Origin of the sequence: Halomonas litopenaei (assembly GCF_003045775.1) — a bacterium.
GTDB classification, from domain to species: Bacteria; Pseudomonadota; Gammaproteobacteria; order Pseudomonadales; family Halomonadaceae; genus Halomonas; species Halomonas litopenaei.
In genome coordinates this window covers 19427-45594 of the sequence record NZ_PXNS01000004.1, presented here as the reverse complement: position 1 = coordinate 45594, position 26168 = coordinate 19427, and the positions used below count along the sequence as shown (strand labels likewise).

21 protein-coding genes and 1 other RNA gene are annotated in these 26168 nt (G+C 66.0%); 11 read left to right on the top strand and 11 right to left on the bottom strand.

What is annotated here, in order from left to right; all coding sequences use genetic code 11:
• The first annotated feature begins 133 nt into the window (after nucleotides 1–133).
• The gene (locus C6W88_RS06690; RefSeq protein ID WP_108131943.1) at nucleotides 134–1300 is read left to right on the top strand and encodes an alcohol dehydrogenase catalytic domain-containing protein; all 1167 of its coding nucleotides are present in this window, start codon (nucleotides 134–136) and stop codon (nucleotides 1298–1300) included.
• A gap of 451 nt (nucleotides 1301–1751) precedes the next feature.
• On the opposite strand, the gene glyS is transcribed toward C6W88_RS06690, so the two are convergent.
• Both glyS and glyQ read right to left on the bottom strand, forming a co-directional pair.
• Nucleotides 1752–3818, bottom strand: a complete 2067-nt coding sequence (gene glyS, locus C6W88_RS06685; RefSeq protein ID WP_108131942.1) for a glycine--tRNA ligase subunit beta — start codon at nucleotides 3816–3818, stop codon at nucleotides 1752–1754.
• Nucleotides 3819–3820: 2 nt separating this feature from the next.
• Nucleotides 3821–4783 carry a glycine--tRNA ligase subunit alpha gene (gene glyQ / locus C6W88_RS06680; protein ID WP_108131941.1) on the bottom strand — a complete coding sequence of 321 codons (963 nt, stop codon included), beginning with the start codon at nucleotides 4781–4783 and terminating at the stop codon, nucleotides 3821–3823.
• A 92-nt stretch (nucleotides 4784–4875) separates the two neighbouring features.
• Between glyQ and rfaD the strand changes: the two genes are divergently transcribed.
• Both rfaD and waaF read left to right on the top strand, forming a co-directional pair.
• Nucleotides 4876–5832, top strand: a complete 957-nt coding sequence (rfaD, locus tag C6W88_RS06675) for an ADP-glyceromanno-heptose 6-epimerase (protein ID WP_108131940.1) — start codon at nucleotides 4876–4878, stop codon at nucleotides 5830–5832.
• Nucleotides 5825–6898 carry a lipopolysaccharide heptosyltransferase II gene (gene waaF / locus C6W88_RS06670; RefSeq protein WP_375038055.1) on the top strand — a complete coding sequence of 358 codons (1074 nt, stop codon included), beginning with the start codon at nucleotides 5825–5827 and terminating at the stop codon, nucleotides 6896–6898. Before rfaD ends, waaF begins: the two co-directional genes overlap by 8 nt.
• 110 nt (nucleotides 6899–7008) lie before the next feature.
• Here waaF and C6W88_RS06665 read toward each other — a convergent pair whose 3' ends face one another.
• The 3 genes from C6W88_RS06665 to C6W88_RS06655 all read right to left on the bottom strand — a co-directional run bounded on the left by C6W88_RS06665 (nucleotide 7009) and on the right by C6W88_RS06655 (nucleotide 10642).
• Entirely contained in the window at nucleotides 7009–8643 is a 1635-nt protein-coding gene (locus tag C6W88_RS06665) for a sulfatase-like hydrolase/transferase (RefSeq protein ID WP_108131939.1), read from the bottom strand.
• Between the two features lie 40 nt (nucleotides 8644–8683).
• Nucleotides 8684–9442, bottom strand: coding sequence for a glycosyltransferase family 2 protein (locus tag C6W88_RS06660; protein ID WP_045990973.1), 759 nt, complete (start codon nucleotides 9440–9442; stop codon nucleotides 8684–8686).
• Nucleotides 9443–9529: 87 nt separating this feature from the next.
• Nucleotides 9530–10642: a glycosyltransferase family 9 protein gene (locus C6W88_RS06655; RefSeq protein ID WP_108131938.1), complete on the bottom strand. Its 1113-nt coding sequence runs from the start codon at nucleotides 10640–10642 to the stop codon at nucleotides 9530–9532.
• A 38-nt stretch (nucleotides 10643–10680) separates the two neighbouring features.
• On the opposite strand from C6W88_RS06655, the gene C6W88_RS06650 reads away from it, so the two are divergent.
• A complete protein-coding gene (locus C6W88_RS06650) occupies nucleotides 10681–11826 on the top strand; it encodes a glycosyltransferase family 4 protein (RefSeq protein ID WP_231498558.1) in 1146 nt (381 codons plus the stop codon).
• Between the two features lie 105 nt (nucleotides 11827–11931).
• On the opposite strand, the gene C6W88_RS06645 is transcribed toward C6W88_RS06650, so the two are convergent.
• On the bottom strand, nucleotides 11932–12678 hold the full coding sequence (locus C6W88_RS06645; protein ID WP_108131937.1) for a 3-deoxy-D-manno-octulosonic acid kinase: 747 nt from the start codon (nucleotides 12676–12678) through the stop codon (nucleotides 11932–11934).
• Here C6W88_RS06645 and C6W88_RS06640 point away from each other — a divergent pair.
• The 3 genes from C6W88_RS06640 to waaA are packed head-to-tail and all read left to right on the top strand — an operon-like array spanning nucleotide 12677 to nucleotide 16507.
• The gene (locus tag C6W88_RS06640; RefSeq protein WP_108131936.1) at nucleotides 12677–13786 is read left to right on the top strand and encodes a glycosyltransferase family 9 protein; all 1110 of its coding nucleotides are present in this window, start codon (nucleotides 12677–12679) and stop codon (nucleotides 13784–13786) included. The two genes, C6W88_RS06645 and C6W88_RS06640, sit on opposite strands and share 2 nt — an antisense overlap.
• Entirely contained in the window at nucleotides 13776–15206 is a 1431-nt protein-coding gene (gene hldE, locus C6W88_RS06635; protein ID WP_045990977.1) for a bifunctional D-glycero-beta-D-manno-heptose-7-phosphate kinase/D-glycero-beta-D-manno-heptose 1-phosphate adenylyltransferase HldE, read from the top strand. The genes C6W88_RS06640 and hldE overlap by 11 nt, the downstream gene beginning before the upstream one ends.
• Nucleotides 15207–15208: 2 nt before the next feature.
• Nucleotides 15209–16507, top strand: coding sequence for a lipid IV(A) 3-deoxy-D-manno-octulosonic acid transferase (gene waaA / locus C6W88_RS06630; protein ID WP_108131935.1), 1299 nt, complete (start codon nucleotides 15209–15211; stop codon nucleotides 16505–16507).
• A 6-nt stretch (nucleotides 16508–16513) separates the two neighbouring features.
• Here waaA and rpiA read toward each other — a convergent pair whose 3' ends face one another.
• Complete coding sequence (gene rpiA, locus C6W88_RS06625) at nucleotides 16514–17188, bottom strand: ribose-5-phosphate isomerase RpiA (RefSeq protein ID WP_045990979.1); 675 nt, start codon at nucleotides 17186–17188, stop codon at nucleotides 16514–16516.
• 204 nt (nucleotides 17189–17392) lie between these two features.
• Here rpiA and ilvA point away from each other — a divergent pair, with 204 nt between their 5' ends.
• Nucleotides 17393–18955, top strand: coding sequence for a threonine ammonia-lyase, biosynthetic (gene ilvA / locus C6W88_RS06620; RefSeq protein WP_258183935.1), 1563 nt, complete (start codon nucleotides 17393–17395; stop codon nucleotides 18953–18955).
• Nucleotides 18956–19342: 387 nt separating this feature from the next.
• Here ilvA and C6W88_RS06615 read toward each other — a convergent pair whose 3' ends face one another.
• From C6W88_RS06615 to C6W88_RS06605, 3 genes are all read right to left on the bottom strand, one after another.
• The gene (locus C6W88_RS06615) at nucleotides 19343–19963 is read right to left on the bottom strand and encodes a 5-formyltetrahydrofolate cyclo-ligase (protein ID WP_231498557.1); all 621 of its coding nucleotides are present in this window, start codon (nucleotides 19961–19963) and stop codon (nucleotides 19343–19345) included.
• A 36-nt stretch (nucleotides 19964–19999) separates the two neighbouring features.
• A non-coding RNA gene (gene ssrS / locus C6W88_RS06610) (6S RNA) lies at nucleotides 20000–20184 on the bottom strand.
• 210 nt (nucleotides 20185–20394) lie between these two features.
• The gene (locus C6W88_RS06605) at nucleotides 20395–20706 is read right to left on the bottom strand and encodes a cell division protein ZapA (RefSeq protein WP_045990982.1); all 312 of its coding nucleotides are present in this window, start codon (nucleotides 20704–20706) and stop codon (nucleotides 20395–20397) included.
• 232 nt (nucleotides 20707–20938) lie between these two features.
• Between C6W88_RS06605 and C6W88_RS06600 the strand changes: the two genes are divergently transcribed.
• The 3 genes from C6W88_RS06600 (at nucleotide 20939) to C6W88_RS06590 (ending at nucleotide 24812) form a co-directional block, all read left to right on the top strand.
• Nucleotides 20939–21523, top strand: a complete 585-nt coding sequence (locus C6W88_RS06600) for a UPF0149 family protein (RefSeq protein ID WP_045990983.1) — start codon at nucleotides 20939–20941, stop codon at nucleotides 21521–21523.
• Between the two features lie 485 nt (nucleotides 21524–22008).
• Entirely contained in the window at nucleotides 22009–23337 is a 1329-nt protein-coding gene (gene ubiH / locus C6W88_RS06595; RefSeq protein WP_108131932.1) for a 2-octaprenyl-6-methoxyphenyl hydroxylase, read from the top strand.
• 212 nt (nucleotides 23338–23549) lie between these two features.
• Entirely contained in the window at nucleotides 23550–24812 is a 1263-nt protein-coding gene (locus C6W88_RS06590; protein ID WP_108131931.1) for a UbiH/UbiF/VisC/COQ6 family ubiquinone biosynthesis hydroxylase, read from the top strand.
• A gap of 39 nt (nucleotides 24813–24851) precedes the next feature.
• On the opposite strand, the gene C6W88_RS06585 is transcribed toward C6W88_RS06590, so the two are convergent.
• Entirely contained in the window at nucleotides 24852–26156 is a 1305-nt protein-coding gene (locus C6W88_RS06585) for a S41 family peptidase (protein WP_108131930.1), read from the bottom strand.
• Between the last annotated feature and the right edge of the window lie 12 nt (nucleotides 26157–26168).

Sequence of the window (26168 nt, the reverse complement as noted above, 5' to 3'; positions counted from 1 at the left end):
AGCGCGGCGAGAGACGGCTCTGACTCGGGGCCTGATTGTTGAGTCTAGCGCAAGACAGTACTCCGTGAGCTTCGCTACTGCGCTGGTCTCGGACGGGCCAGGATAGGGGAAGACCAACGAGGAGGTTGTTCCCATGTTACTGGAAGCTCGTCTACGCCCATTGGTATCGCTACGTCACTTTCGTCAATTCCGCTCTGACAGGGTGGGGCCTGAAGGAATCCATGAATACCAGGTAGCGCGTCGTGACCTGGCCAGCGAAGAAGTGCGTGTCAGGGTCGCTGCGGTGGGGCTGAACTACCGCGACAGGGCGCTGCAGGACGGCAGCTATCTGCCGCAGATGCCACGCCCCTTCGTGCCGCTGTCTGAAGGCTCTGGGGTGGTGCTGGAAACGGGAAGGGATGTCGTTGATCTCGAGGTGGGACAACCGGTGCTGGGCCACTACACCATCGATTGGATTTCTGGAGCTTTCAAGGAGTCCTATCACGCCTCAAAGCTGGGCGGTCCTGGTGATGGCTGGTTGTCGGAGGAGGTCATCGTTCCCCGTCGTGCGCTGGTTGCCGTGCCATCTGGCTGGCGGCTCGAGGAAGCCGCTGCATTGGCGATCTCCGGCGTCACGGCCTGGAAGTCGCTTGGCGACCTGGATGAGCTGCAGGGCCGTTACCTGCTGTTGGCGGGAACCGGCAACGTGTCGCTGCAGGCCCTGCAGATGGCGGCTGCGGCCGGTGCTCGGCCTATCGTGGTGACGTCGCGACCCGCTCTGGCAGCACGGCTCAGTGATTTAGGCGCGGTAGCGGTGATCGGCCGGGAGGGCGGGGCGGCCGACGTGGTGTCCCAGGTGATGGCCATCACCGAGTCGGTGGGCGTAGGGCGTGCCATCGATGTGGTGGGCGGGCAGTTTCTGGTCGATGCCATTCTGCCGTCAATGGCTACCAATGGACATATCGCCCTGGTGGGCTTTCTCGAGAGTGGCCGTGTCGAGGGTGATCTGGTGGGACCGGCGATTCGCAAGCTGCTGCATCTGGAAGGGATCAGCGTCGGCAGCCGTGGCGACCTGGAGGCCATGCTCGGTCATATGGATCGCCACGGACTCAGGCCCGCTATCGGACGTCGTCTGAGAGCCGACGACTTGGCTGAGTGGCTCGCCAACGGTGCCGTTGGCAGTGGCTTGCGTTCGGGCACCATAGCCGACCGTCACCCGAGCGTGGGCCTGCCGGCAACTGACTCGCAGGACAATTATCTCGAACTGGGCAAGACGGTAGTGATCATGGATCAGCGGCTGGCGGAAAGTATCGCTGAGTAAAGCGGCGGAGGCGGGGCGCAGAGTAGAGCGGCGGAGGCGGGGCGCCAAGTAAAGCAGTGAGCGTGAGGCTCAGGGCTGGCGTCGGGGTACAAGCTCCAGGCGGCGTACTGGAGGTACATCAAGCGGGGTGGGTTTCACGTGAAACACGAGAGCCTGCCCTTGCTTGTACTCCTGTATGTTCCACGTGAAACATTGTCGCCGCTGGCGCTTTCTATCTGGGCAATGTTCCACGTGAAACGTCGGTGGCGAGTGCCACACTCTGCATCGCCAGGTTTGACTCTCCATGCGACATCCCATTGGCTCACTCCTGCGTTCGTAGCGGCTGTGGTATCCCCTATGAAGGGTTCAGGGGCTTTGGGGTCGTGGGGTAGTGGGCCAGGCGGGCTCAGCCTGTCGATATAAAAAAGGCCGGCCCCTTGCGGGGCCGGCCTCGTTACCACCTGGGGCAGGATTACTGCTGCAGTTCGGCGATATCCGCTACTTCGAGGAACAGCGCCTGGAGGCTTGCCAGCAGGGCCAGACGATTGGCACGAACGGCTTCGTCTTCGGCCATGACCATCACCTGGTCAAAGAAGGCATCCACCGGTGCCCGAAGGCTTGCCAGCACGTCCAGAGCGTCGCTGTAGCGGGCTTGCTGGAACAGCGGAGCGACCTGCTCCTGGCAAGCTGCCACGGCGTTCTTGAGGGCCTTCTCGGCGTCCTCGGAGAGCAGGCTCTCGTCGACCTCGGTGCGTCCATCGTGATCCTGCTTGGACAGGATGTTGCCGACTCGCTTGTTGGCGGCGGCCAGGGCGGCGGCTTCATCACGCGTGGCGAATTGCGCCACGGCGCGCAGGCGACGGGCGAAGTCCAGCGGGCGGGTCACCGGGCGTGCACGCACCGCCAGGTAAACCTCGGCACCGATCCCTTCGTCCTGGGCCCAGGCACGGAAGCGATCGAGCATGTAGCCAAGGACGTCATCGACCAGGCCGTCTGCCTTGGGCAGCGCCTCATGCTGGGCCACGGCCAGCTCGAGCAGCTCGCGCAGGTCCAGATCCAGCTCACCCTTGACCAGGATATTGAGCACGCCGATGGAAGCACGGCGCAGGGCGAAGGGGTCCTTGGTACCGCTGGGGCGCTGGCCGATGCCGAAGATCCCGGTAATGGTATCCAGGCGATCGGCGATGGCCAGGGCCTGTCCGGTCAGGGTCTGGGGGATGGCGTCGCTGGCAAACCGCGGCAGGTACTGCTCTTCCAGCGCGCGTGCGACCTCGGCGTCTTCGCCATCGTGCTCGGCGTAGTAGCGCCCCATGATGCCCTGAAGCTCCGGGAACTCGAGCACCATTTCGGTGACCAGATCACACTTGGCCAGGGCCGCAGCACGGCGAGCGCGGGACTCGTCACCGCCGGTCCGGCTGGCGATGTGCGCGGCCACGTTGGCACTGCGTCTGGCCTTGTCGGCGAGGGTCCCGAGCTGCTTCTGGAACACCACGCTCGAGAGGCCCTCGATGCGCTCGGCGAGCGGGCGCTTGCGGTCGGTCTCGTAGAAGAAGGCGGCATCGGCCAGACGAGGGCGAATCACCTTCTCGTTGCCGGCGATGACCTTGTCCGGCTCGCGGCTGTCGATATTGGACACGGTAATGAAGGCGGGCTTGAGCTTGCCGTCCGCATCCAGCAGGTGGAAGTACTTCTGGTTGGCCTTCATCGACGAGATCAGGCATTCCGCCGGCACCTCGAGGAAACGCTCGTCGAAGCTGCCGGTCAGCGCCACCGGCCACTCGACCAGACCGCTGACTTCTTCCAGCAGGTCCTCGTCGATGACGGCGGTGGCTTCGAGCAGTTCTGCCTCGGCCAGTACCTGTTCGCGAATGCGCTCGCGACGCTTGCTGCGATCGGCCAGCACCCAGGCATCCTCCAGGGCACCGAGGTAGTCGTCGGCATGTTCCAGGACGATGGCCTCGGGGGCGTGGAAGCGGTGTCCGCGGGTCTCGCGGCCGGCCTCAAGGCCCAGCACCGTGGCGGGTACGACCTCGTCGCCGTAGAGCGCCACCAGCCAGTGAACCGGGCGGGAGAACTCGATGCGGGAAGCGCCCCAGCGCATGTTCTTGGGCACCGGCAGGGCCGCCACAGCCTTGTCGATGATGGCGGGCAGCAGGGCGACGGTGGCCTCGCCCTGTTGCTGTTCGCGGTAGCCGAGCCAGGTGCCCTTGTCGGTCTCCAGATGGATCAGGTCGTCGACGCTGACGCCGCAGGAGCGAGCAAAGCCCTGGGCTGCCTTGGTTGGCTCGCCATCCTTGAAGGCTGCCGCCAGGGCAGGGCCGCGTTTTTCGACGTCCCGGTCGGGCTGCTTGTCGGCCAGTGCCTCGACCCGCACCGCCAGCCGGCGGGGGGAGGCGTAGGCGGTGACGCCCTGGAAGTCGACGCCGGCATCGGCGAGACCGCGACGCACGCCCTCGGCGAAGGCGTCGGAGAGAGTGTCGATGGCTCCCGGCGGAAGTTCTTCCACGCCGAGTTCAAGCAAGAGGGTGTGGGCGGCCATGCTTATGCGTCTCCCTGTGCGGCAAGGGGTTCGTCGTCGAGAAGTTCACGTCGCAGCGCTTCCGGGGCCAGCGGGAAACCGGCCGCCTTGCGTGAGGCGTAGTAGGCGTGGGCCACGTCGCGGGCCATGGTGCGCACGCGCAGGATATAGCGCTGGCGTTCGGTGACCGAGATGGCGTGGCGGGCGTCGAGCATATTGAAGGTGTGGGAGGCCTTGAGTACCTGCTCGTAGGCCGGCAGCGGCAGGTTGGCGGCGAGCAGCTTCTGGCACTCGCTTTCCTGGTGGTCGAAGTTGCCGAACAGGGCGTCCACGTCGGCATGCTCGAAGTTGTAGGTGGACTGCTCGCGCTCGTTCTGCAGGTAGACGTCACCGTAGGTAACGCGGGAGCCGTCGGGTGCGATGGTCCATACCAGGTCGTAGACGCTGTCCACGTCCTGAAGGTACATGGCGATGCGCTCGAGGCCGTAGGTCAGCTCACCGGTGACCGGGAAACACTCGATGCCGCCGGCCTGCTGGAAGTAGGTGAACTGGGTCACCTCCATGCCGTTGAGCCAGACCTCCCAGCCGAGTCCCCAGGCACCCAGGGTCGGTGACTCCCAGTTGTCTTCGACGAAGCGGATGTCATGGACCAGCGGGTCGATGCCGAGACGCTCAAGCGACCCCAGATACAGTTCCTGGAGGTTGGCCGGGGAGGGCTTCATGACCACCTGGAACTGGTAGTAGTGCTGCAGGCGATTGGGGTTTTCGCCGTAGCGGCCATCGGTGGGACGGCGAGACGGCTGAACGTACGCCGAGTTCCAGGTTTCGGGTCCGATGGAGCGCAGGAAGGTGGCCGGGTGAAAGGTGCCCGCACCGACTTCCATGTCCAGCGGCTGCATGATCACGCAGCCCTGTTCGGCCCAGTACTGTTGCAGGGCGAGGATCAGGCCCTGGAAGGTTGCCACGTCTGGCGTCGACTGTGTCATTGGGAAGCACCGTTGGCCATGAATTCACGAGCCGTCAAGTATACAATCACAGGCAATTCGGTTATAGGCACAGCGCCAACAGAGGTTTTCCCATGATCGTAGTGACAGGCGGAGCCGGCTTCATCGGTTCAAATCTGGTCAAGGCCCTCAATGACCGGGGGCGCACCGACATCCTGGTGGTGGATGACCTGCGGGACGGCACCAAGTTCGTCAACCTGGCGGACCTGACCCTCGGGGACTACATGGACAAGGACGAGTTCCTGTCCCGGGTGAAGGCCCACATGCGCGGCGAGCTGAACCAGCTTCCGCCCATCGAGGCGATCTTCCACGAAGGTGCCTGCTCGGACACCACCGAGTGGGATGGGCGCTTCATGCTGGAGAACAACTTCACCTACTCCAAGGAGCTTTTGCACTTCTGCGAGCAGGAGGGCATTCCCTTCCTCTACGCCTCGTCGGCGGCCACCTACGGCGGCAGCGAGGTGTTCGTGGAGTCCCCCGAGCACGAGAAACCGCTTAACGTCTACGGCTACTCCAAGCTGCTGTTCGACCAGTACGTGCGCTCGCGCCAGGCCGAACTCAAGACCCAGGTGGTGGGCTTTCGCTACTTCAACGTCTACGGCCCCCGCGAGCAGCACAAGGGCAAGATGTCCAGCGTGGCCTTCCATCACCACACCCAGATCAGCGCCGGCGAGAACCTGCGCCTGTTCGGCGCCTGGGACGGCTACGACGCTGGTATGCAGAGCCGTGACTTTGTCTATGTCGGCGACGTGGTCGACGTCAATCTGTGGTTTCTGGACAACCCCGAGGTGTCGGGAATCTACAACCTCGGTACCGGCCGCGCCGAGCCGTTCAAGACCATCGGCGAGACGGTCATCGACTTCTACGGCAAGGGCCGCATCGACTACATCGACTTCCCGGAAGAGCTCAAGGGGCGCTACCAGAGCTACACCCGTGCCGATATCTCGCGGCTGCGCGAGGCCGGCTACGACAAGGAATTCCACACCGTGGCCGAGGGCGTGACCCGCTACCTGGAGTGGTTGAATGGCTGAAGCTGCGCCGGTCATGGCGCAGCCGCGGCTGGCGGGCCAGCGGCTGCTGGTGGTCGGTCCCAGCTGGGTCGGTGACATGGTCATGGCCCAGGGGTTGTTCAAGGCGCTGAAGCAGCAGGGCGCCGCCGCCCTGGCGGTGGTGGCACCTGCCTGGTCGAGGCCGATCCTCGAGCGCATGGATGAGGTCGACGAGGTCGTCGAGCTGGCCGTCGGACACGGCGTCTTCGGCTTTTCCGCCCGACGACGGCTGGCCAGGTCGCTCAAGGGACGCTTCGATCATGCCATCGTGCTGCCGCGTTCCTGGAAGTCGGCACTGGTGCCTTTTCTGGCGCGGATACCCAGGCGAACCGGGTTCACCGGGGAGCACCGTTTTGGCCTGTTGAGCGAGCGCCGTGAGCTGCAGCGCGACGTGCTCGACCAGACCGTCAAGCGCTTCGTCTCGCTGGGGCTGCCGGCGGACGCTGCCGCTGCCGGCGACTTCGAGATCCCCCAGCCACGGCTGCGTCAGGATGCGATCAACTTGGCGCGGTTGCATGATGAACATCGACTCGGCGTGCGCCCTGCCATTGGCCTGATGCCAGGGGCGGAATATGGCCCCGCCAAGCAGTGGCCGCTGGCCTACTTCCATCGCCTGGCCGGGGAGCTGATCGCTCAAGGGTTCGAGGTAAGGGTGCTGGGTGGGCCCAAGGATCACGCGGCGGGCGAGGAGATCGTGACCGGTCTCGAGCATGCCCACAACCTGTGTGGCGAGACCCGCCTGGAGGATGCCGTCGACCTGCTTGGCGACTGTCGTCAGGTGGTGACCAATGACTCCGGGTTGATGCATGTGGCCGCCGCGGTAGGGACGCGTATCCAGGCGATCTATGGCTCCTCGTCGCCGGCCTATACGCCGCCGCTGACCGACAACGCCCGGATTCACTATCTGGCTTTGTCCTGCTCGCCCTGCTTCGAGCGACATTGCCCGCTCGGGCATACCAACTGCCTCAAGCAGATCACTGTGGACAGCGTGCTGGAGGCGATCCTGACAGACGAGGCCCCGAACCGGATCGACGCCAGCAACGAGTGATCCGGGGCAAGGTGTCGTCTGTGAAGCCTTGTCCAGCCGTCCTGGTCGTCATCCAGGCGCCCTGTCGCCGCTACTCTTCATATGGGCGCCCAGGCAGGTAGACGCCAAGGTCAAGGCTGCTGGGGCGCCTCGGGCGGGCTGTCGGGCTGTCCGTCGTTGCGATACGCCGGGGCCAGGCCTTGCCACAGGCGTTGCTGCAGCGCGGTTTCTTCACGCATGTACCCGTTGAGCGCTTCCAGGCCGTAGCGTTCGGCCAGGGTCGGGTCGTTCGAGAACAGCGAGACGCCCAGTCCGGCGCGGTGCCAGTCGATGGTGAAGCCCATCGCCTCCAGCAGCGTCGGCAGGGTGTCCATGGTGGTGGCGGTGGTCGAGATGCGTTGGGGCGTCAGCGCATTGCCCATCATCATCAGGGTGTTGGTGCGAGGCGTCTGAATCAGCTGATCCCAGGCCGAGACACGCATGGTCAGATGGTCACTGGCAATCACCACCAGGGTGTCCTCCAGCAGACCCTGGTCGCCAAGGCGCTGGATCAGCCGGCGGGTCAGCCAGGCCGAGCATTTCACCGCGTACAGGATATCCACACCATCGTGCTCGCCCTGATTGGCCTGGCAGGCCCTGGCCGGATAGCCCGCCGGGGCGTGGGCGGTCAGATTGAGCACGGTCAGGTTCCAGGGACCGTCCTGACGATCCAGGCGCTTTGCTTCCTCTTCCGCCATGGCGTACAGACTGTCGTCGTAGAGGCCCCAGCTATTGAGATAGTCCGGGTCGTCGAGGCGGCCTGCAAGCTGCTCGCGCCCCAGCACGCGGTCGTAGGCGTGGTCTTCGTAGAACAGCCCCTTGCCGGCGAATTCAGTGCTTGCGCCGCCCATGAAGGTCTGGCGGTAGCCAAGCCCCGCGAGCAGATCCCCCAGGCAGGCGACTCCGGGTACCACGTGGTGCAGTGGCTCGAACTGGCTGTCGTGGAGCAGGCCGGCGGGCATCAGCGGCGTGCCGCACTGGCTGGCGATCATGCCGGCCATGGTCCAGCCGGTGTTGTCGAGCTGGCGAACGTTGTCGAACACCACCGCATCCGCTTCCAAGGCGGCCAGGTCGGCGTAGGCGTCGCCGAAACGGGCCTCGTCGGCGTAGGTGCGCTCGAGGCTCTCCAGGTAGATCAACAGCAGGTTGGGGGGCTGCGGCGGCGCCTTGAGGATCACCGGCTCGACGTAGCGACGCTCCAGCCAGGTGCCGGGGTCGGTGACCACCGCCGCACCGCGCTGGCCCATGGAGTAGAACATCGGATTGGCGACCAGCAGCACGAAGGCCAGCCAGTGGTCCCAGCGTTGCCAGCGGTAGTCGGCTCGCACCAGCCAGGTGTAGGCCGCCAGAATCAGCAACATGGCTGCGGTGTACAGTATCGCCGCCACGCTGCGCTCGCTGCCGCCGTGCTTGGCAATGCCCGCCTGCAGGTGGAAATAGACCGCGCCCATGTCCACCTGGCCGAAGCTGTTGGCCAGGTAGACGTAGATGCCCCAGAAGGCCAGTGGCGCCAGCGCCCAGGGGATCACCTGCACCCGCAGCCGTGGCGGAGGTGGCGCGCCCCAGCGCTTCCATCCGGCCAGGGCGCACCACACCAGTGCCGGCAGCGGCAGGCACCAGCCGGGCAGCCGGGTGACCATGACCAGGGCATGGCCCACGGACAGGCCGAGAATCAGATGGACGGCCCAGCGAAGCCAGGTCGAGGTGGCGGGGCGGTGCAGGGGCATGATCGAGGCGCCAGGTGTCGTTCCGTGAAACCGATACGAATCAGCGATCGGCTCGCTCGTTCTCGTACAGTTCGTTCAGCTTTGCATACTTCATGTACGCATGGAATGCCGTCGTGATGGCGACGGTCATGCCATCCTGGCCCTGCAGCAGCCCGCCCTTGAGCACCAGCTTGCGCAGCATGGCGGTCATCGCGTGCAGCGTGGGACGAGTCGACGAGGGGGTGACACCACGTTCCTTCATCGCCCAGGCGTCGCGGGTCGACAGTTGATCGATGCGCTGCATCCAGTGGGACAGGTCACGGTAGGTGAAGTGACGCAGATGGGCGTCCACGTCGACCACCTCCGGTGCCTGGACCGAGGAGTGCGCCTTCTTGGGCAGGTAGCCCGAGGTGGTGCGGTTGTATAGCCGGGTCACCGGGTCCGGGTAGAACCCCGCCGCGCGAATCCAGTGGCGGCCGGCGAAGTTGCGACGCTTGAAGCGGTAGGCCTTGCGCGGGTCGTCCAGCGACAGCTCGCGAATCGCCGCCACGGCGTCGTCGTCCAGGCGCTCGTCGGCATCCAGCGCCAGGATCCAGTCATGGGACGCCTGGGGGACGGCAAAGGCCTTCTGCGGGCCATCGCCCAGATAGGGCTGATGGATCACTCTAGCGCCGGCGGCCTCGGCCAGGGCAACGGTGTCATCGCTGCTGCCGGAATCGACCACGATCACCTCGTCGCACACCGGGGCCAGCGAAGCGATGGCCTCCTCGACGTTGTCCTGCTCGTTGAGGGTAATGATGATGCCGGTAATCGGGGTCATGGGGCCTGCCTGTACGAAGGGCTTGATGGGGTGCTGGTGCCAACAACCGATACGCTGTGGCGAGTGGGATGCGCCGATACGCTGTTGCTATGCCGTCGACCGATGGTGGTTGACCTTCCTGAGGCGCGCTGCAGTGGCGGCGGCGGCGGCCTCCAGGTCGATGGCCGACATGTCCTGGTGAGCGGCATCCGTCGGTGGATGAAACGCCAGTCGCCGATCGGCGTCGTTGCAGGTCTGCCAGCGCAGCGGGGTGGCCGAGCGATGGGACGGGTAGAAGCCGACGGTGATCAGGTTGAGACAGCCTGCCACGTGCAGCGGGCCGGTGGAACCCGCGATAAAGGCGTCGGCCGCCGCCAGACTGCGAGCGAAGTCGGCAAGTCCTGCGCAGGCCGGCTGTCGGTAAGCACTGAGGCCTGCCTCGTCCAGCGTCTTGACCAGGGCCTCGGCCACGGCTTCTTCGCCGGGGCCGGCGGTAAGTATCCAGTGGGGCGGACGCTCACCCGACTCGGCCAGGCGCCGATCGATACCCTGTGCAAGCCCGGCGTAGGCCTCGGGAGTCAGGTTGACCGCCGAGCCGCCGCTGCCCGGGTGCAGGAACACCCATGGGCGCGTGTCGTCGAGCCCCAGCGCCTGGCCCAGCGCGCTACGCTGAGCGTCACGTTGTTGCGGAGCCAGGGGCCAGTAGGGGGGCACGGGGTGCTGTTGCGACGGCTGTCCTGACGAGAGTCCCAGCGCCTGAATCATGGCCTCGGCCAGTTCCAGGTTGTAGATGTATTCAGGCTTGGCCGAACGGGATCTGCGCTGGGTGACGCGACGGTTGTAGAATAGCTGGGCCCACTTGGTGGCTGGCGCCATGCGCAGGGGAATCCCCGAGCGAAGACCAAGCCAGCCGATGCGGGTGGTGGAGTAGAGCGTCAGCATCGCCGTGAAACCGCCCTGGCGCAGTGTCGCCAGCAGGGCACGCTGGGCATCCTTCGGCGCCTGTTCACCCGGGTCGATGAAGACGTCGTCGATCCACGGACAGAGCCTTGCCATCGGCGCCGTATAGGCGGGTACCAGCACGCTGACATGAGGGGCGGGCTTGGCCTTCTTGAGGGCGGCGAGTGCTGGCCAGGCGAGCATGAAATCGCCAAGCTTGTCGTTGCGTACCACCAGCAGTCGAGGGGCACGAGCGTCGGCCGAGGCCGTCGTTGCTGTCATTTGGGCTCCCGAGCCCCGCTATCGGAAAGGAGACCACCTTGAGTCACAAGGTCATGCACATCTGCCTGTCGGACGGCTGGGGCGGACTGGAAATGTATCCTTCGAGGATTATACCGGAGCTTGCCGCTCAGGGGTGGCAGGTGCATGCCCTGGCACTGGGCGACTCGCGGGTGGCCAGGAGCCTCGATGATGCCGGGGTGCCGACGCTGACTGCCCGCTCCAGAGGCTCGGCGCTTTTCGGTGTGCGCCGGTGGCTTGAGTACCTGGCCCGTCACGACATCCGCCTGTTGCACTGCCACAAGTCCAGCGACCTGCGCCTGGCAGCCCTGCTGGCGACCTTGCGGCCGCGGCTAAAGGTGGTGTTCACCGACCATATGGGGGTCACCCGGCCGAAGAAGGACCTGTATCACCGCTGGGCCTACGGACGGGTGTCGCGGCTGTTGTCCATCAGCGAGGCGACCCGGCGACGTAACGTCAAGGCCTTCGCCCTGCCGGCCGAGCGTATCCAGCGTCTGTATCTGGGGATCGACCCGGCGCCGCTGGCGCCGCGTCTGGACGCCGGCGAGCGGCGCGCCCTGCGCACAAGCCTCGGGCTGCCGGCGTCGGCCACCACCATCGGGGTGGCGGGGCGACTGACGCCTGGCAAGGGGCAGCGGGTGTTCGTCGAGGCCCTGGCGAGACTGATCGCCGAGCATCCGGCGCTCGATGTCCATGGGGTCATCATCGGTGGACTCAGCGCCGAGGAGGGCAGTCGTGAGGAGTACGTGGCCGAGCTCGAGGCGCTGGTCGCCGAGCAGGGACTGTCGCAGCGCATCACCTTTACCGGCTTTCGGCGTGACCTGGCGCGGTTGTTCGAGGTGCTCGACGTGGTCTGTGTGCCGTCGCGCAACGAGGCCTTCGGCCTGACCGTGATCGAGGCCATGGCCGCCGGCAAGGCGGTGATTGGTTCGCGTAGTGGCGCCATCCCCGAGTTGATCGACGCTCACAGTGGCCGCCTGGCAGACCCCGAATCCGCCTCCGAGTGGGCCGCCGCCATGCTGGAATTGGCGCAAGATGGCGAGCTGAGGCGACGTCTGGGCGAAGAGGCGCGACGTCGGGTCAAGCAGCACTTCCTGCTGTCGCAGCATGTTGAGGGGCTGACTCAGGTCTATGACGACGTGCTCGCTGGCCGGCCGGCCGTCTGACGAGCGACACCGCTTGTTCAGAGAGGTAAGTAAGCGGTCGCTATCGCTGTAGAAGTTGCTGTAGAGGTGTTCTGGGGCCGAGAATCGATCACAGGCCGCTATCGATTACAGGCCCCTATCGATTACAGGCTGGGCGTCGCTATAGCCGCGGCGGATCTCTTCGAGCGCCTGCTGGGCCGACGTCTCGTCGACGCAGAAGCGGACCAGCGAACGTCCCAGTCGCGCCAGATTGCCCTCGCGCCATTTGCCAGGGGCGCGCAGACGACAGCGGTCCAGGTCGATCAGCCAGACCCGGTCGCTGTCGTCGACCAGCAGGTTGCGGGCGTTGAGGTCGACATGGTCGAGGCCATGGTCGTGGAAGCGTCGGATGACCTGGCCCACTTCATGGAGCAGGCCCGGGGCCAGATCACCGCTGCCGAGATGCTCTGCCAACGCTCGGGTGGCCGGCAGGCGCTCGGTGATCAGCGCGGCCTCGTAGCTTGGGCCATGGCGAACGACGCCTCCCAGCACCGGCCGCGGCACCGGCAGGCCGGCCTGGTAAAGCCGTGCCGTCAGACGCACTTCGCGAAAGGCGCGACTGCGTTCGAGCCCGGTCCACAGGTAACGGGAGGTCGATAGCCGGGCGACGAGACCGCCGCGGCGGTAGGGCCTCAGCACCCACTGACGATCGCCCACCTCGAGAAACAGACTCTGGCCGCGACCCGGCGCCTGTCCGGTCACCAGGCCTGCCTCGCGCCAGTATTCTGGCGCCAGCAGAGCGGGTCCGATTTGTGGCCGTGGTACAGCGTCACATAAACTGGTGGCATCGTATAAAATGCCCACCTTTCCTGACTGATACGTTGCCAACCGCATGAAGCATCCTCTGCCCGCTCGACCTGCCCACATCGGCGTGCTGCGTCTCTCTGCCCTGGGAGACGTGTGCAATCTGGTGCCCACGGTTCGAGCCCTGCAGCGCCAATGGCCCGAGGCGCGGATCACCTGGATCGTCGGCAAGGGCGAATACAGTCTACTGACCGGCCTGTCAGGGGTCGAGTTCGTCGTCTACGACAAGTCCACCGGCCTCAAGGGCATGCGGGCGCTGTGGCGCGAGCTGGCCGATACCCGCTTCGACGTGCTGCTGCACATGCAGCAGGCACTCAGAGCCAGCGTGCTGTCGCTGGGACTCAAGGCCAAGGTGCGGGTGGGCTTCGACCCGGCACGGGCCAAGGACCGTCAGTACTGGTTCACGCACCGTCAGCTGGCCCCGCGTGAGCGCGCCCATGTGCTGGAGTCGTTCATGGACTTCGCGCGCCTGCTGGGAGTCGAGGATACCTCGCTGGAGTGGCGACTGCCGGTGCCGGACAGCGCCTACGCCGAGGCCAGGGAGCTCACCGGCGACAGCGCCTACCTGTTGATCAGTCCATGTGCCAATCCGCGCCTGCGCAACTTTCGCAACTGGTCGGCGGAAGGCTACGCCGCCGTGGTGGAGCACGCCTGGACCCAGTTTGGTCTGAAGACGGTGATGACCGGGGGCGGCAGTACCCAGGAGCGTGAGATGGGCTCGCGCATTCAGTCGCTGTGTCACCCCGAGGCGGTGATCGACGCCATCGGCGCCACCTCGCTCAAGGGTCTGCTGGCGCTGATCGATCGCGCCCGGGTGGTGATCGCCCCGGATTCCGGCCCGGTGCACATGGCCAACGCCCTGGCTACCCCGGTGGTGGGCCTGTTTGCCACCACCAACCCCGATCGCGCCGCGCCCTACCTGTGGCGCGACTACGTGGTCAATCGCTACCCTGACGCCGTCCGGGAGTTCCTCCAGGCGGATCCCGACACCATCACCTGGGGCCAGCGGGTCCGCCATCCCGATGCGATGTCGCTGATTCGCGCCGACGACGTGATCGAGCGACTCGATACCCTGCTCGCCGACACCGCCTCGCAACACCGCTCCGACCTCGATAGGGAGTCACCCGATGAAGCTTGATCTGACCGCGCTTGAGCGCTCCCGCGTGCTGGTGGTGGGCGACGTCATGCTGGACCGCTACTGGCACGGCGGCACCTCCCGGATATCGCCGGAGGCCCCGGTGCCGGTGGTGCGCGTGGAAGAGTGCGAGGATCGTCCGGGCGGCGCCGCCAACGTGGCGTTGAACATCGCCTCCCTGGGGGCCCACGCGGCGTTGGCCGGACTGGTCGGTGACGACGACAATGCCGACCGTCTGACCGCGCGCCTGGAGGAGGTGGGTGTGAGCACTCACTTTCACCGTACTCCCGGCATGCCCACGATTACCAAGCTCAGGGTGATGAGCCGTAACCAGCAGTTGATCCGGCTGGACTTCGAGGATGGACTCGACAAGATCGACACCTCGGAGCTGGCGCCCAGGCTGATCGAGGCCACCGACAACTTCGACCTGATCATCCTGTCCGACTACGGCAAGGGCACCCTGGCCAACGTCGAGATGGTAATCCCGGAAATGCGCCGGGCCGGCAAGCGGGTGCTGGTGGACCCCAAGGGCAGCGATTTCCGGCGCTATCGTGGCGCCAGCGTGATCACCCCCAACCTGGCCGAATTCGAGGCGGTGGTCGGGCCCTGCCCCAGCGACGACATCCTGGCCACCAAGGGCGAGGCGCTGCGCGAGGAGCTCGAGCTCGAGGCGCTGTTGATCACCCGCAGCGAGAAGGGCATGACGCTGATTCGCGAAGGCCATGACCCCTTGCACCTGCCGACTCGGGCCCGTGAGGTCTACGACGTCACCGGCGCCGGCGATACCGTGATCGCGGTGCTGGGTTTAGCCCTGGCCGCCGGCCACGGCTTCGCCGAGGCCATGACCCTGTCCAATCTGGCGGCGGGTCTGGTGGTGGCCAAGCCTGGCACCGCGACGCTGTCCATCGCCGAGCTCTACACCGCGCTGCACGGCGACAAGCTGGCCGAATTCGGCGTCATCGAGGAATCACCGTTGGTGCTGGCGGTGCGCGCCGCCCAGGCCCGTGGCGAGCGGGTGGTGATGACCAACGGCTGCTTCGACATTCTTCATGCCGGCCACGTGGCCTACCTGGAACACGCCCGCCAGCTCGGTGACCGGCTGATCGTGGCGGTCAACGACGACGCCTCGATCCGTCGGCTCAAGGGCCCCAAGCGGCCGATCAATCCGCTCAATCGCCGCATGCAGGTGCTGGCCGGGCTCGGCGCGGTGGACTGGGTAGTGCCCTTCGCCGAGGATACGCCGGCTCGCTTGATCGAATCGGTGCTGCCAGACGTGCTGGTCAAGGGCGGGGACTACCGGCCCGAGGATATCGCCGGCGGCGAAGCGGTGCGTGACGCAGGGGGCGAGGTCAAGGTGCTCGGCTTTGAGGATGGTGTCTCGACCACCGCCATGATCTCGACCATCCTCGATCGCGAGAGCTGAGGGTGAGCTGGCCACGGCTCGCCTATTCAGGTGCCATCGGACTGCTGTCGCCGCTGATCTGGCGACGGGTCTGGCGCGAACAGCTGCCGGATCGCGCTCGTGGCGAGCGGATGGGCTGTCTGCGGCCCTTCGCCGACGAGCGCCCGCGGCTATGGCTGCACTGCGCCTCGGTGGGCGAGGTGGTGGCGGCACGACCGCTGATACGCGCCCTGCGCCTACGCCACCCTGATCACCGACTGGTGGTCAGCACCATGACCGCCACCGGTGCCGAACGAGTGCTCTCGCTGGTGGACGACGTTCCCGAGGCGGAGGCGGCCGCTCCCCTGAGCCATGTCTTCGTGGCGCTCGACTTTCCCGGCGCCGCGCGTCGCTTTGTCCAGCGTCTGGCCCCTCGCCAGGCGATCTTCTTCGAGACCGAGCTGTGGCCGAACCTGCTGAGAGCCTGCGCCAGGCGGGGTATCCCGGTGGCGGTGGTCAATGGCCGCCTGTCGCCCCGTGCCTTTCGTGGCTATCGGCGCCTGCGCCCGCTGATGGCCGAGTCGCTGGCCTGTGTCGACTGGCTGGCGGCCAAGTCCGGTGAGGATGCCGAGCGTTTCGTCGAACTGGGCATGGCGTCCGACCACATCCAGGTCGTCGGATCGATGAAGTTCGACATGGCCCTTGATGATGCATCCCTGAAGGTGAGTGAGCGCTTGCACGCAGCCATCGGGCATCGCCCGATCTGGGTCGCCGGGTCCACCCATCCCGGTGAGGATGAGCTGCTGCTCGGGGTCCAGCGACGCCTACAGGCGCGCTTTCCCGATATCCTGCTGGTGCTGGTGCCGCGCCATCCGCAGCGCTTCGAGGAGGTCGCCAGGCTGTGCCAGGAGGCCGGCTTCGAGACCGTCAGGCGCTCCCGGGGGCGCGTCCCCAGCGCCAGGGCAGAGATCTATCTTGGCGACAGCATGGGGGAGCTGCAGGCGCTCTACGGCACTGCGGACCTGGCCTTCGTCGGCGGCAGTCTGGTGCCCATCGGCGGCCACAATCTGCTCGAACCCGCGCTGATGGGTGTGCCGGTGGTGACCGGCCCGCATCTCGACAATTTCGAGGACGTGGCCCAGCTGCTGAGAGACGCCGGCGCGCTGGTCGAGATCGCCGACGCCGACGAGCTGGTCGAGCGTGTCGCCGCGCTGCTCGAGGATGCAGAACAGCGCAAGCGGCTGAGCGAGGCCGGGCAAGGTGTCATCGACACCCACCGGGGTGCGCTGGAGGCCACCCTCGCTGGCCTGGACCGGCTGCTTGGCCACGGCCAAGGCAGGTGACCGGGCTCAGGCGGGTAGATGCCGGCTGATGCCGTCGGCGCCGCCGATCAGCAGGATATCCGCCGGACGAGCGGCGAACAGGCCGTTGGTCACCACTCCGACGATCGCGTTGATGCGGGTCTCCAGGGCGACGGGGTCATCGATGTCGAGGCCGTAGCAGTCGATGATCTGATTGCCGTTGTCGGTGACCACGCCCTCGCGGTAGACCGGATCGGCGCCAAGCTTGACCAGTTCCCGGGCGACGTAGGAACGGGCCATGGGAATCACCTCGATGGGCAGCGGGAAGTCGCCCAGGCGCTCGACCCGCTTGGAGGCGTCGGCGATGCAGATGAAGGTCTTGCAGCAGGCCGCCACGATCTTCTCGCGGGTCAGCGCGGCACCCCCACCCTTGATCATCTGTAGGTGAGCGTTCACTTCGTCGGCGCCGTCGACATAGACCGGCATGGTGCCGACTTCATTGAGCTCGTAGACGTCGATGCCGTGCCCCTTCAATCGTTGGGCGCTGGCCTCGCTGCTGGCCACCGCTCCGCGGAAGTCCCCGCGCAGCTCTGCCAGGCGGTCGATGAAGCAGTTGGCGGTGGAGCCGGTACCGACACCGATCACGATGTCACGGCCGAGCATCGGGCGGACCTCGTCGATGGCGGCGGCAGCGACGGCGTCCTTGAGTTCGTCCTGGGTCATGGAATACCTGCGATGGGGAGCGTGAGAAGAGGAAAGCTGCGGCCATTATAGGGCATCGCGAAACACGGAAGAAACGCTGTGTGGCGTGTCACTGTGGTGCCTGGGCTCCGCCCGTTTCTGCCTTCATCGCGGTTGCGTCAGCTCGGCAGCGAGGCAAGCAATGTCTGCCTGGGGTGGCTGGCGCTGGACGTTGGGCGTGAGGCGATGCTAACAATAGGGGTTTTGCCCGCCTCCCTCACGCTGGATACCAGAATGCTCGAAGCTACCGTCAAGAAGATTCTCCAGGCCCGGGTCTACGAAGCCGCCCGAGAAACGCCGATCTCACCTGCGCCCATGCTGTCGCGACGGTTCAACAATCAGATTCTGATCAAGCGTGAAGACCTTCAGCCGGTGCACTCCTTCAAGGTGCGCGGTGCCTACAATCGCATGGCCCACCTGACCGATGAGCAGAAAGCCAAGGGTGTGATCGCAGCCTCCGCCGGGAACCATGCCCAGGGCCTGGCACTGGCGGCCAAGCAGATGGGCGTCAAGGCAGTGATCGTGATGCCGCGCATCACCCCGGAGATCAAGGTGGCTGCGGTACGTGGCTGGGGCGCCAAGGTCATCCTCAAGGGCGACGCCTTCGCCGCCGCCGCAGAGCACGCCCAGGAGCTGGTCGAGGCCCACGGCTACACCTATATCCCGCCGTTTGACGATATCGATGTGGTCGCCGGACAGGGAACCGTGGCCATGGAGATCCTGCGTCAGCACAGCGGCCCCATCGATGCGGTGTTTATTCCGGTGGGCGGTGGTGGCCTGATCGCCGGCATGGCGGCCTACATCAAGTACCTGCGCCCGGAGATCAAGGTGATCGGGGTGGAAGCCGAGGACAGCGCCTGCCTGAAGGCCGCGCTGGAGGCTGGTGAGAGGGTCGTCCTGGACCAGGTCGGGGTGTTCGCCGAGGGCGTGGCGGTGGCGCAGATCGGCGAGATTCCCCTTTCCCTGATGCGTGACCTGGTGGACCAGGTGATCACCGTCAACACCGATGAGATGTGTGCGGCGGTGAAGGATATCTTCGAGGATACCCGGGCGGTGTCCGAGACCTCCGGCGCGCTGTCGCTGGCCGGTCTCAAGAAGTATATCCAGGAGACCGGGGCCGAGGGCCAGACCCTGATATGCATCAACTCCGGCGCCAACACCAACTTCGATCGGCTCCAGCACATCGCCGAGCGCACCGAACTCGGCGAACAGCGCGAGGCGATCCTGGCGGTGACCATTCCCGAGCGTCCAGGCAGTTTCAAGAAGTTCTGCCGCACCATCGGCAAGCGCATGGTCACCGAATTCAACTATCGCTACGCCGATGCCGACCAGGCCCACATCTTCGTCGGCATACAGGTCAAGCCGGGCGGCGAGGATCGCCAGGCGCTGATCGGCAAGCTGATCGAGGCGGGCTACCCGGTCGAGGATCTGACCGACAACGAACTGGCCAAGCTGCATATCCGTCATCTGGGCGGCGGCAGGCCCCGTACCGAGTTCACCGAGGAAGTCTATCGCTTCGAATTTCCCGAGCGCCCAGGCGCGCTGATGAACTTCCTGACCCACCTCCCCCAGGACTGGAATATCTCGCTGTTTCACTACCGCAACCACGGTGCTGCCTATGGTCGGGTGCTGGTCGGCATGCAGATTCCCAACGGGGATCGTTCCCACGTCGAGGAACATTTTGACGCCATTGGCTATCGCTATTGGAAGGAAAGTGACAATCCCGCCTACCAACTGTTTATGGCATAGCCATGGCGGGATGACGTCTTGGAAGTCGAGGCAAAGCGGCGTATCCTGCGCGCGCAAGCGCTGACTTACTTGCTGGGCATGATGACGCCTGGCTGACGGGTTTCATCGTGGAAGCGTGATGATTGCCATACATGGGTGATCACCCTATAGTCTGAGTCAGTCGCTTTGACCACAACATCAAGACAATACGGCAAGCGGCCGTATGAAGGGAGTCAGGAATGAAACGCAAGCCCGATCTGATCATGTCACTGGTGCTGGTGTTCGGCCTGGGAGTCGTGGCGACCGGCTACGCCCAGGCGCTGGTGGGAGGTTGAGGCATCAGGCACCATGGTCACGACATCGGCATAGATCCAACTCCGGCCGCCCTCAGGGGCGGCCGGAGGCGTTTCAGGCAGGGCGGATCACTCTTTGATCACTGACGATGGCGTTCAGCGGCACGTCCCAGGAGGCCACCGGCAGGCGTTCGACGCGCTGGACGTCATGGGCCAGGCCGATCAGGCGTGGCCTGGGGCCGCCCTGTCCGCTGTCGGGATGGGCGAAGGCCAGGGTGCGATCGTAGAAGCCTCCACCCATGCCCAGGCGCTGGCCGGCGTCGTCGAAGCCCACCAGCGGTAGAAGGATGGCGTCCAGCGCCCAGGGCGGCAGACGGCGCGACGGATGGGCGCCGTGACGGCTGCAGGGTTCGCTGATGCCGAAGCGATTGGCGACCATGGGGGTGTGCTCGTCGTAGCGGACGAACCACAGGCGATTGTCGCTCAGGGGGCGCAGCACCGGAAGATAGGCCTGGGCGCGCCGCTGGCGTAGCCAGTCGAGCAGGGGGCGAGGATCGATCTCCCCGTCATTGGGTAGGTAGAGCGCCACGCGACGGGCACTCAGCAGTTCAGGAAGGCGACGCAGGCGAGCCAATAGTGAATGGCTGGCGGCCTGCTGCTGGCGCGGGCTCAGGGCCCGGCGGCGGCGTCGCAGTTCGCGTCGCAGCTCGGTACGTGACAAGTGTCCGAGCGTCATCTGTGCGTCAATGGAAGAGCGCAGATCGTTCATTCGAGGTTCCCCAGAGTGCCGCTGTCGTTCTGGCCCTTGAACCCATAGGTTCAAGGTGGGTGGCCGCAGCCGAGCCGTCAGGCTTTCCGTCGCACGGACTTGCACACGGGCCCGGCTAGCATTTGGCCCCCTGGGTACTGCGCATAGGCTCGAGGGACTGTAACGACTGGCGCACACCCCAGGGAACTCCTCCATGCTACCAGACCGGGGCCTGGCGCCAAAGTGAAGATGCCTTCGAGTGCTTGGGGAGGCAGTGTCGATCAGGCGCGCTGGTCGCGAGACACCAGCAAGGGGATGAAGTGCTGGCACGGCTCTCGCAGATGAGGCGGGGCGCGGACCACCGGGGCGGTGCGGGGCGTGGTGCGGGCTCAGGTACCGAAAGCCCTGATCAGCCTTGATCAGACGTCGGAATCGCGACTCGGCGCCTTGGCGAGCGCCTGTTCCAGGCGGGTGTTCAGCTCGCTCAGGCTGGCTTCGCCTGCACGCTTCTCGTCACGCAGGCCAAGCAGTTCGTGGGCCAGATTGAGTGCAGCCATGATGGCGATCTTCTCCCGATCCACCACCTTGCCCTGGGCGTGGATCCCCTGCATGGCCTGGTCCAGATAGCGGGCAGCACGCTCCAGTCCCTCCTGCTCCTCGGGGGCACAGGCGATGGTGTAGGGGCGTTCTAGCAGCGTAATGTCGGTGGTATGCCGCTTGGTGTCATTCATGGGCCTGGCTCCGGGGCGGGCCTTGGCTAACGCAGCGCCGAACGGGCAGGATGCGTTACCATCGGGGATCGATTGCGAGTCACTATAAGAGAGCCTTCAGCGGGGGGTCAACGCGACACCTCAAGACGGGATCACCGACGGCGCTTGCCGATGCCATGGGCAAGCGGCTTCTGGTCACCCCGGGGGCGCCGCGGTATTGCCACCCTGAACCTCTTCTTCAGCGGATATCATCATGTCTTTGATCAACGAACGCCAGGACTTCTCCACCATCGCCGACACCTTTTTGCTGCATGGCAGCATGCAGTCGCCGGCCTTTCTCGACGGGCGCCTGTGCGCGGCACTCGGCCTGCACGACCTCACCGCCGAGGCCTGGCTCGAGGAGGTCTGCCTGACCCTCGGGGTCGACCAGCCCAGAGACGAGCCCAGCGCCGAACGCCTGCTCGGCTGGCGCCGCCAGACCCTGGACGCCCTGGCCAGCACTGAGCTGAACTTCGAACCGCTGCTGCCTGACGAGATGTTCTCGCTGGCCGAGCGGGCCCAGGGCCTCAAGGAGTGGACCCTCGGCTTTCTCGAAGTGGTGGAGGATGCAGGCGACGCGCCCAGAAAGAAGTGGTCCGAGCCGCTCAGGGAGGCCATCGAGGATCTCGCGGGTTTGGCCGCAATCGAGACCGATATCGACGACAGCGCCGAGAACGAAAACGACCTCTTTGCCCTGACCGAACACGCCCGCATGGCGGCGATGCTGCTCTATACCGAACAGCACCCTGGCACCCCGCAGGTCGAGCAGGTCGACGAGACGCCCCCCACCACCCACTGACGCTTTCCAAAGTCCCGAACGATGCCTGCAAAGTTCGGGATTTTTCCCTCCTTTTCCCGTCGCCAGAGCCTGCTATGCTGGATGGTGTGATCGATCCGGCAGCGCACTTCTGGGCTCGGGTCGCCGGCGAATCGGCCGCTTACCTGTCCTTGGCGATCATGCCTTTCTCGGCGATCACACCTTTCTCATCGGTGCGTGCCTCTGGTGTCGTGGACGCTTTTTGCCGCCGCCCGGGGCGCCGCCGCTGGTCGACGACCGGGTAGTCGTGGGTCGGGTAGTCGTGGACCGGATGATCGTCGGATTACCGCGCACATGGGTGCGCCAATTTTCCAGAAGAGTGTCGTGTCACAGGTCCTGCAAGGGAGGGATGCTGGTGGTTGAGGTATAAATCAGGATGTTGTTTCGCCAGGGTAGTTGGTGGTTTTATAGCCAACTAGCACGCTAATAAATGTTTGATTACGTAAAGTTATTACAGGAATACAGTAATGCCGCAAGACACCCCCGAGAGCACTGTGGAACCAACGGCAAGCCGCCTTTCAGCGAACGCCCCTCAGGCGTCTTGCCAGGAGGGTGGCCATGCGGTCGAGCGGGTCGACGTGGCGATCATCGGCGGGGGGCTGGTGGGGGCGAGCCTGGGGGCGGCCCTGGCGGAATTGATCGAACACTCCGGCCTCAAGGTCGCGGTGGTCGAGGCCGCACCGATGGCACCACTCGCACCGTCGCCGCAGGAAGTGGCGCCTTCGGCGGGAGAAGACGACGCCTGGCAGCCAAGCTTCGACGCCCGCGCCAGCGCCATTGCGGCGGGGTCCGCCGCGCACTTTTCGCGCCTCGGGGTGTGGTCGGCCATGGCCGCGAAGGCCAGCGCGATCTCGCTGATCCATGTCAGTGAGAAGGGGCGCCTTGGTGCGACGCGCCTGCGTGCCGACGAAATGGGCGTCGAGGCGCTCGGCTACGTGGTACCCAACGCCTGGATGGGGCGGGTGCTGCATCGCCGCCTGGCCGAGCTGCCGCTCGACTGGCACTGTCCGGCTCGGGTGGAGCGTATCGAACCCGTGGCCGCAGGCCATCGTCTGTGGTTGTCCAGCGGCAGCGTGCTGGAGGCCGGCCTGACCGTGCTGGCCGACGGCGGTCGCTCTGGCCTCAAGGAGGCGCTGGGGATCGAGAGCGACGCGGCCCCCTACGATCAGGTGGCAATGATCGCCAATGTCGCGGTCGGGCGCCCCCACCAGGGCGTTGCCTACGAGCGCTTCACACGGCAAGGCCCGATGGCGCTGCTGCCGCTGCCGGGACAGGCCATGGAGCTGGTGTGGACCCATGAAAAGGGCAGCGAACAGCGCCGACTGGCATTGTCGGACCGCGCCTTTCTCGAAGAGCTGCAGGCCGCCTTTGGCGATCGAGCCGGCGCCTTCGTCAAGGTCGGCCAGCGTCACGTTTACCCGCTGTCGCTGGTCACCGCGCGGGAGACGACACGGCCGGGACTGGCGGTGCTGGGCAACGCCGCCCACGCCCTGCACCCGGTGGCGGGCCAGGGCTTCAACCTCGCGCTGCGAGGGGTGATCGACCTGGTCGAGGCCATCGAGCAAGGGCTCGAGGCCGGCCAGGCGCCTGGCAGCGCGGCGACCCTGGCCGCCTTCGAGCGACGCCGCGAAGCGGACCAGCGCAATGTGGTGCGCTTCAGCGACGGCCTGATTCGGCTGTTCGGCATCGACCAGCCACTGCTGTCCCACGCCCGTGCCGCAGGACTGATTGGCCTGAACCTCGCAGGGCCGCTGAGGCGGGGCCTCGCCAGGCGGGCCATGGGCAGCGAACGATAATTGGGTAGGGGCAACCCTGGCCCGCTGGTGTCATCTGGCCCACAGGGCCTTCCCATGGCGTCTGCCCCTGAAAGCCTGGCGGTCGAGCATAGGATTGCCCTTGGCGGTACACTGGGTGCGCTGCGTTGCCGAGACCCTGAGGGCGAATCCGCAAAGGCACGTGGTGCAAGCGAGTCAGTGATCGTCAGGAAGACTGGGAGAGCGAGACGCCGATGAAGGAGCAGGCAGAGGATTCAGCCGCCAAGGCAGCGCCGACGGGAGTCGATGTGGTGATCGCCGGTATCGGCATGGTAGGTGCCGTACTGGCCGTGCTGCTGGCACGGGAAGGCTGGACAGTCGCCATGGTGGACCCGCGTCCGGGCCCGCTGGACTCGGATGACCTGCCGGGCAGTGTGCCGGCCCCCCGCGTCAGCGCCCTGACCCCGGTGTCTCGACGGTTGCTGGAAGGCCTCGGTGCCTGGCCGCGCATCGACGCCTGGCGCGCCACGCCCTACACCGCCATGCAGGTGTGGGACGCCGATGGCTCCGGCGAGGTCGGCTTCCGCGCCGATCAGGCCGGGGTGCCGGTGCTTGGCCATATCGTCGAGAACGATGTGATTCTGGCGGCGCTGGAAGCCGAACTGTCGAGGCTGCCGCAGGTGCAGCGCCTGCATGGTCGCAAGGTGGTGGCGCTGGACGACGGCGCCGTTCGTCGGCGGGTGACCCTGGATGATGGCAGCGTGCTGGCAGCCCCGCTGGTGGTCGGCGCCGACGGTGCACGTTCACCGCTGCGCGAGCTGGCCGGGATAGCGGTACGTGAACAGGACACCGGGCAGTGCGCGCTGGTGACCACGGTGAAGACCGAGCGGCGTCACGGCGGTGTAGCCCGTCAGGCCTTTCTGGCAACCGGTCCCCTGGCCTTCCTGCCGCTGACGGTGGCGGGAGACAGCCACTACTGCTCGATCGTCTGGTCCACCACCCCGCAGGAAGCCGAGCGCCTGGCGGCACTCTCGCCGGCGGCGCTGGGCCAGGCCATGGCCGAGGCGCTGGATCATCGCCTGGGGGCGGTGGAGGTGCTGGATGAGGCCAGGAGTTTTCCGCTCAGCCAGCGCCACGCCGAACGCTACCACCGGCCGGGGCTTGCGCTGATCGGCGACGCCGCCCACAGCATTCACCCCCTGGCCGGCCAGGGGGTGAATCTGGGCTTTCTCGATGCGGCGGTACTGGCCGAAGAGTTGCTGAACGGGCGCCGTCGCGGCGTGGCACCTGGCGGCTTGAGCCTGCTGGCCCGCTATGAGCGACGTCGGCGTGGCGATAACGCCATGATGCTGGTGCTGATGGAAGGCTTTCGGCGTCTGTTCGGCAGCCGCCACCCGGGCCTGACGCTGGCGCGCAACCTGGGGCTTTCCGGCGTCGACCGGCTGTCTCCGATCAAGCGCCTGATCATGCAGCAGGCCACCGGCTCACGCGGACGCCTGCCGCTTAGCTGTCGCTAGGGGGCAGGCCGAGTGCGGGCCAGGGCCTAGTCGCCCGGCCTAGCGCGTGTCGCGCTGACTGATCACGTTCAGCGCCTTCAGCAGATTCAGTGCCTCGCCCAGCTGGTAGTCGCCGTCCAGCCGATCGCTGCGGCTGCTGCCGGCGCGATCTCCACCATCGCCAAGATGTCCTTCAAGATCTGACTCGCGAATGCGCAGGTTGCTGGTATCGGCGACCTCGAGACGGCCGCGCACGACCTCGACATCGGGCTCGATACCCTGGGCCTGGATCGAACGGCCATTAGGGGTGTAGTAGAGCGCGGTGGTCAGCTTGAGCCCTTCACCATTGCCCAGCGGCATGATCTGCTGCACCGAGCCCTTGCCGAAGCTTTCGGTGCCCATCACCACGCCTCGGCGCTGGTCCTGCAGGGCGCCTGCGACGATCTCGGCGGCGGAGGCGCTGCCGCCGTTGATCAACACCACCAGCGGCACGTCCGGCGCCGCGGTGCGTTGGGTCGCCGAAAAGCGCATGTCGCTATCGGACAGGCGCCCCTCGGTGTAGACGATCAGGCCACGGTCGAGGAAGGCGTCGGCCACGTCCACCGCCGACTGCAGTACGCCGCCGGGGTTGTTGCGCAGGTCCAGCACGATGCCTGACAGAGCCCCCTGGTCGCGCAATTCGGTCAGGGCATCCTCGACCTGCTCGCCGGTGCGGGCCTGAAACTGACTGATGCGCAGATAGCCGTAGCCGGGCTCGAGGATGTCGCTCCTTACGCTGTCGGTACGGATGATTTCCCGGGCCAGGGTGACCTCGCGTGGAGCACCATCGCCGGCGCCGACCACGGTCAGGCGAATCTCGGTGCCTGGCTCGCCACGCATCAGGTCCACCGCTTCCTGCAGGGATAGCCGATCGGTGGGGGTCTCGTCGATGCGCAGGATGGCGTCCTGAGCCTGTAGTCCCGCGCGCTCGGCCGGGGTGTCGTCGATCGGCGAGATCACCGTCAGCTGGCCGTCGTCGAGCCCGACCTCGATGCCGATCCCGCCAAACTCGCCTTCGGTGGTCTCCCGCAGGTTGCGATAGGCTTCGGCGTCGAGGTAACTGGAGTGGGGGTCCAGCTCCGAGAGCATGCCGCGCATGGCGTTCTTGAGCAGGGTCGCATCATCGACCTCTTCCACGTAGCCGCGCTTGATCCGCTCGAACACCTCGGAGAAGGCCTGGATCTCGCTGATCGGCAGATCATCGTCGGTCGCCTGGGCGCTGGCCAGCGAAGGCCAGGCCAGGGACGCGGCGAGGCACCACGCAAGGCAAGTCCCGGTCAGTGTCTTGAGGCGCGAGGGACGGTGGGCGGCTCGGGGTTCGGTCATGCGGTCTCCGCT

Coding starts and splice junctions, on each gene's coding strand:
- C6W88_RS06690 (WP_108131943.1), top strand. CDS start 134: ATGTTACTGGAAGCTCGTCTACGCCCATTGGTATCGCTACGTCACTTT.
- glyS (WP_108131942.1), bottom strand. CDS start 3,818: ATGGCCGCCCACACCCTCTTGCTTGAACTCGGCGTGGAAGAACTTCCG.
- glyQ (WP_108131941.1), bottom strand. CDS start 4,783: ATGACACAGTCGACGCCAGACGTGGCAACCTTCCAGGGCCTGATCCTC.
- rfaD (WP_108131940.1), top strand. CDS start 4,876: ATGATCGTAGTGACAGGCGGAGCCGGCTTCATCGGTTCAAATCTGGTC.
- waaF (WP_375038055.1), top strand. CDS start 5,825: ATGGCTGAAGCTGCGCCGGTCATGGCGCAGCCGCGGCTGGCGGGCCAG.
- C6W88_RS06665 (WP_108131939.1), bottom strand. CDS start 8,643: ATGCCCCTGCACCGCCCCGCCACCTCGACCTGGCTTCGCTGGGCCGTC.
- C6W88_RS06660 (WP_045990973.1), bottom strand. CDS start 9,442: ATGACCCCGATTACCGGCATCATCATTACCCTCAACGAGCAGGACAAC.
- C6W88_RS06655 (WP_108131938.1), bottom strand. CDS start 10,642: ATGACAGCAACGACGGCCTCGGCCGACGCTCGTGCCCCTCGACTGCTG.
- C6W88_RS06640 (WP_108131936.1), top strand. CDS start 12,677: ATGAAGCATCCTCTGCCCGCTCGACCTGCCCACATCGGCGTGCTGCGT.
- C6W88_RS06645 (WP_108131937.1), bottom strand. CDS start 12,678: ATGCGGTTGGCAACGTATCAGTCAGGAAAGGTGGGCATTTTATACGAT.
- hldE (WP_045990977.1), top strand. CDS start 13,776: ATGAAGCTTGATCTGACCGCGCTTGAGCGCTCCCGCGTGCTGGTGGTG.
- rpiA (WP_045990979.1), bottom strand. CDS start 17,188: ATGACCCAGGACGAACTCAAGGACGCCGTCGCTGCCGCCGCCATCGAC.
- ilvA (WP_258183935.1), top strand. CDS start 17,393: ATGCTAACAATAGGGGTTTTGCCCGCCTCCCTCACGCTGGATACCAGA.
- C6W88_RS06615 (WP_231498557.1), bottom strand. CDS start 19,963: ATGACGCTCGGACACTTGTCACGTACCGAGCTGCGACGCGAACTGCGA.
- C6W88_RS06605 (WP_045990982.1), bottom strand. CDS start 20,706: ATGAATGACACCAAGCGGCATACCACCGACATTACGCTGCTAGAACGC.
- C6W88_RS06600 (WP_045990983.1), top strand. CDS start 20,939: ATGTCTTTGATCAACGAACGCCAGGACTTCTCCACCATCGCCGACACC.
- ubiH (WP_108131932.1), top strand. CDS start 22,009: ATGCCGCAAGACACCCCCGAGAGCACTGTGGAACCAACGGCAAGCCGC.
- C6W88_RS06590 (WP_108131931.1), top strand. CDS start 23,550: ATGAAGGAGCAGGCAGAGGATTCAGCCGCCAAGGCAGCGCCGACGGGA.
- C6W88_RS06585 (WP_108131930.1), bottom strand. CDS start 26,156: ATGACCGAACCCCGAGCCGCCCACCGTCCCTCGCGCCTCAAGACACTG.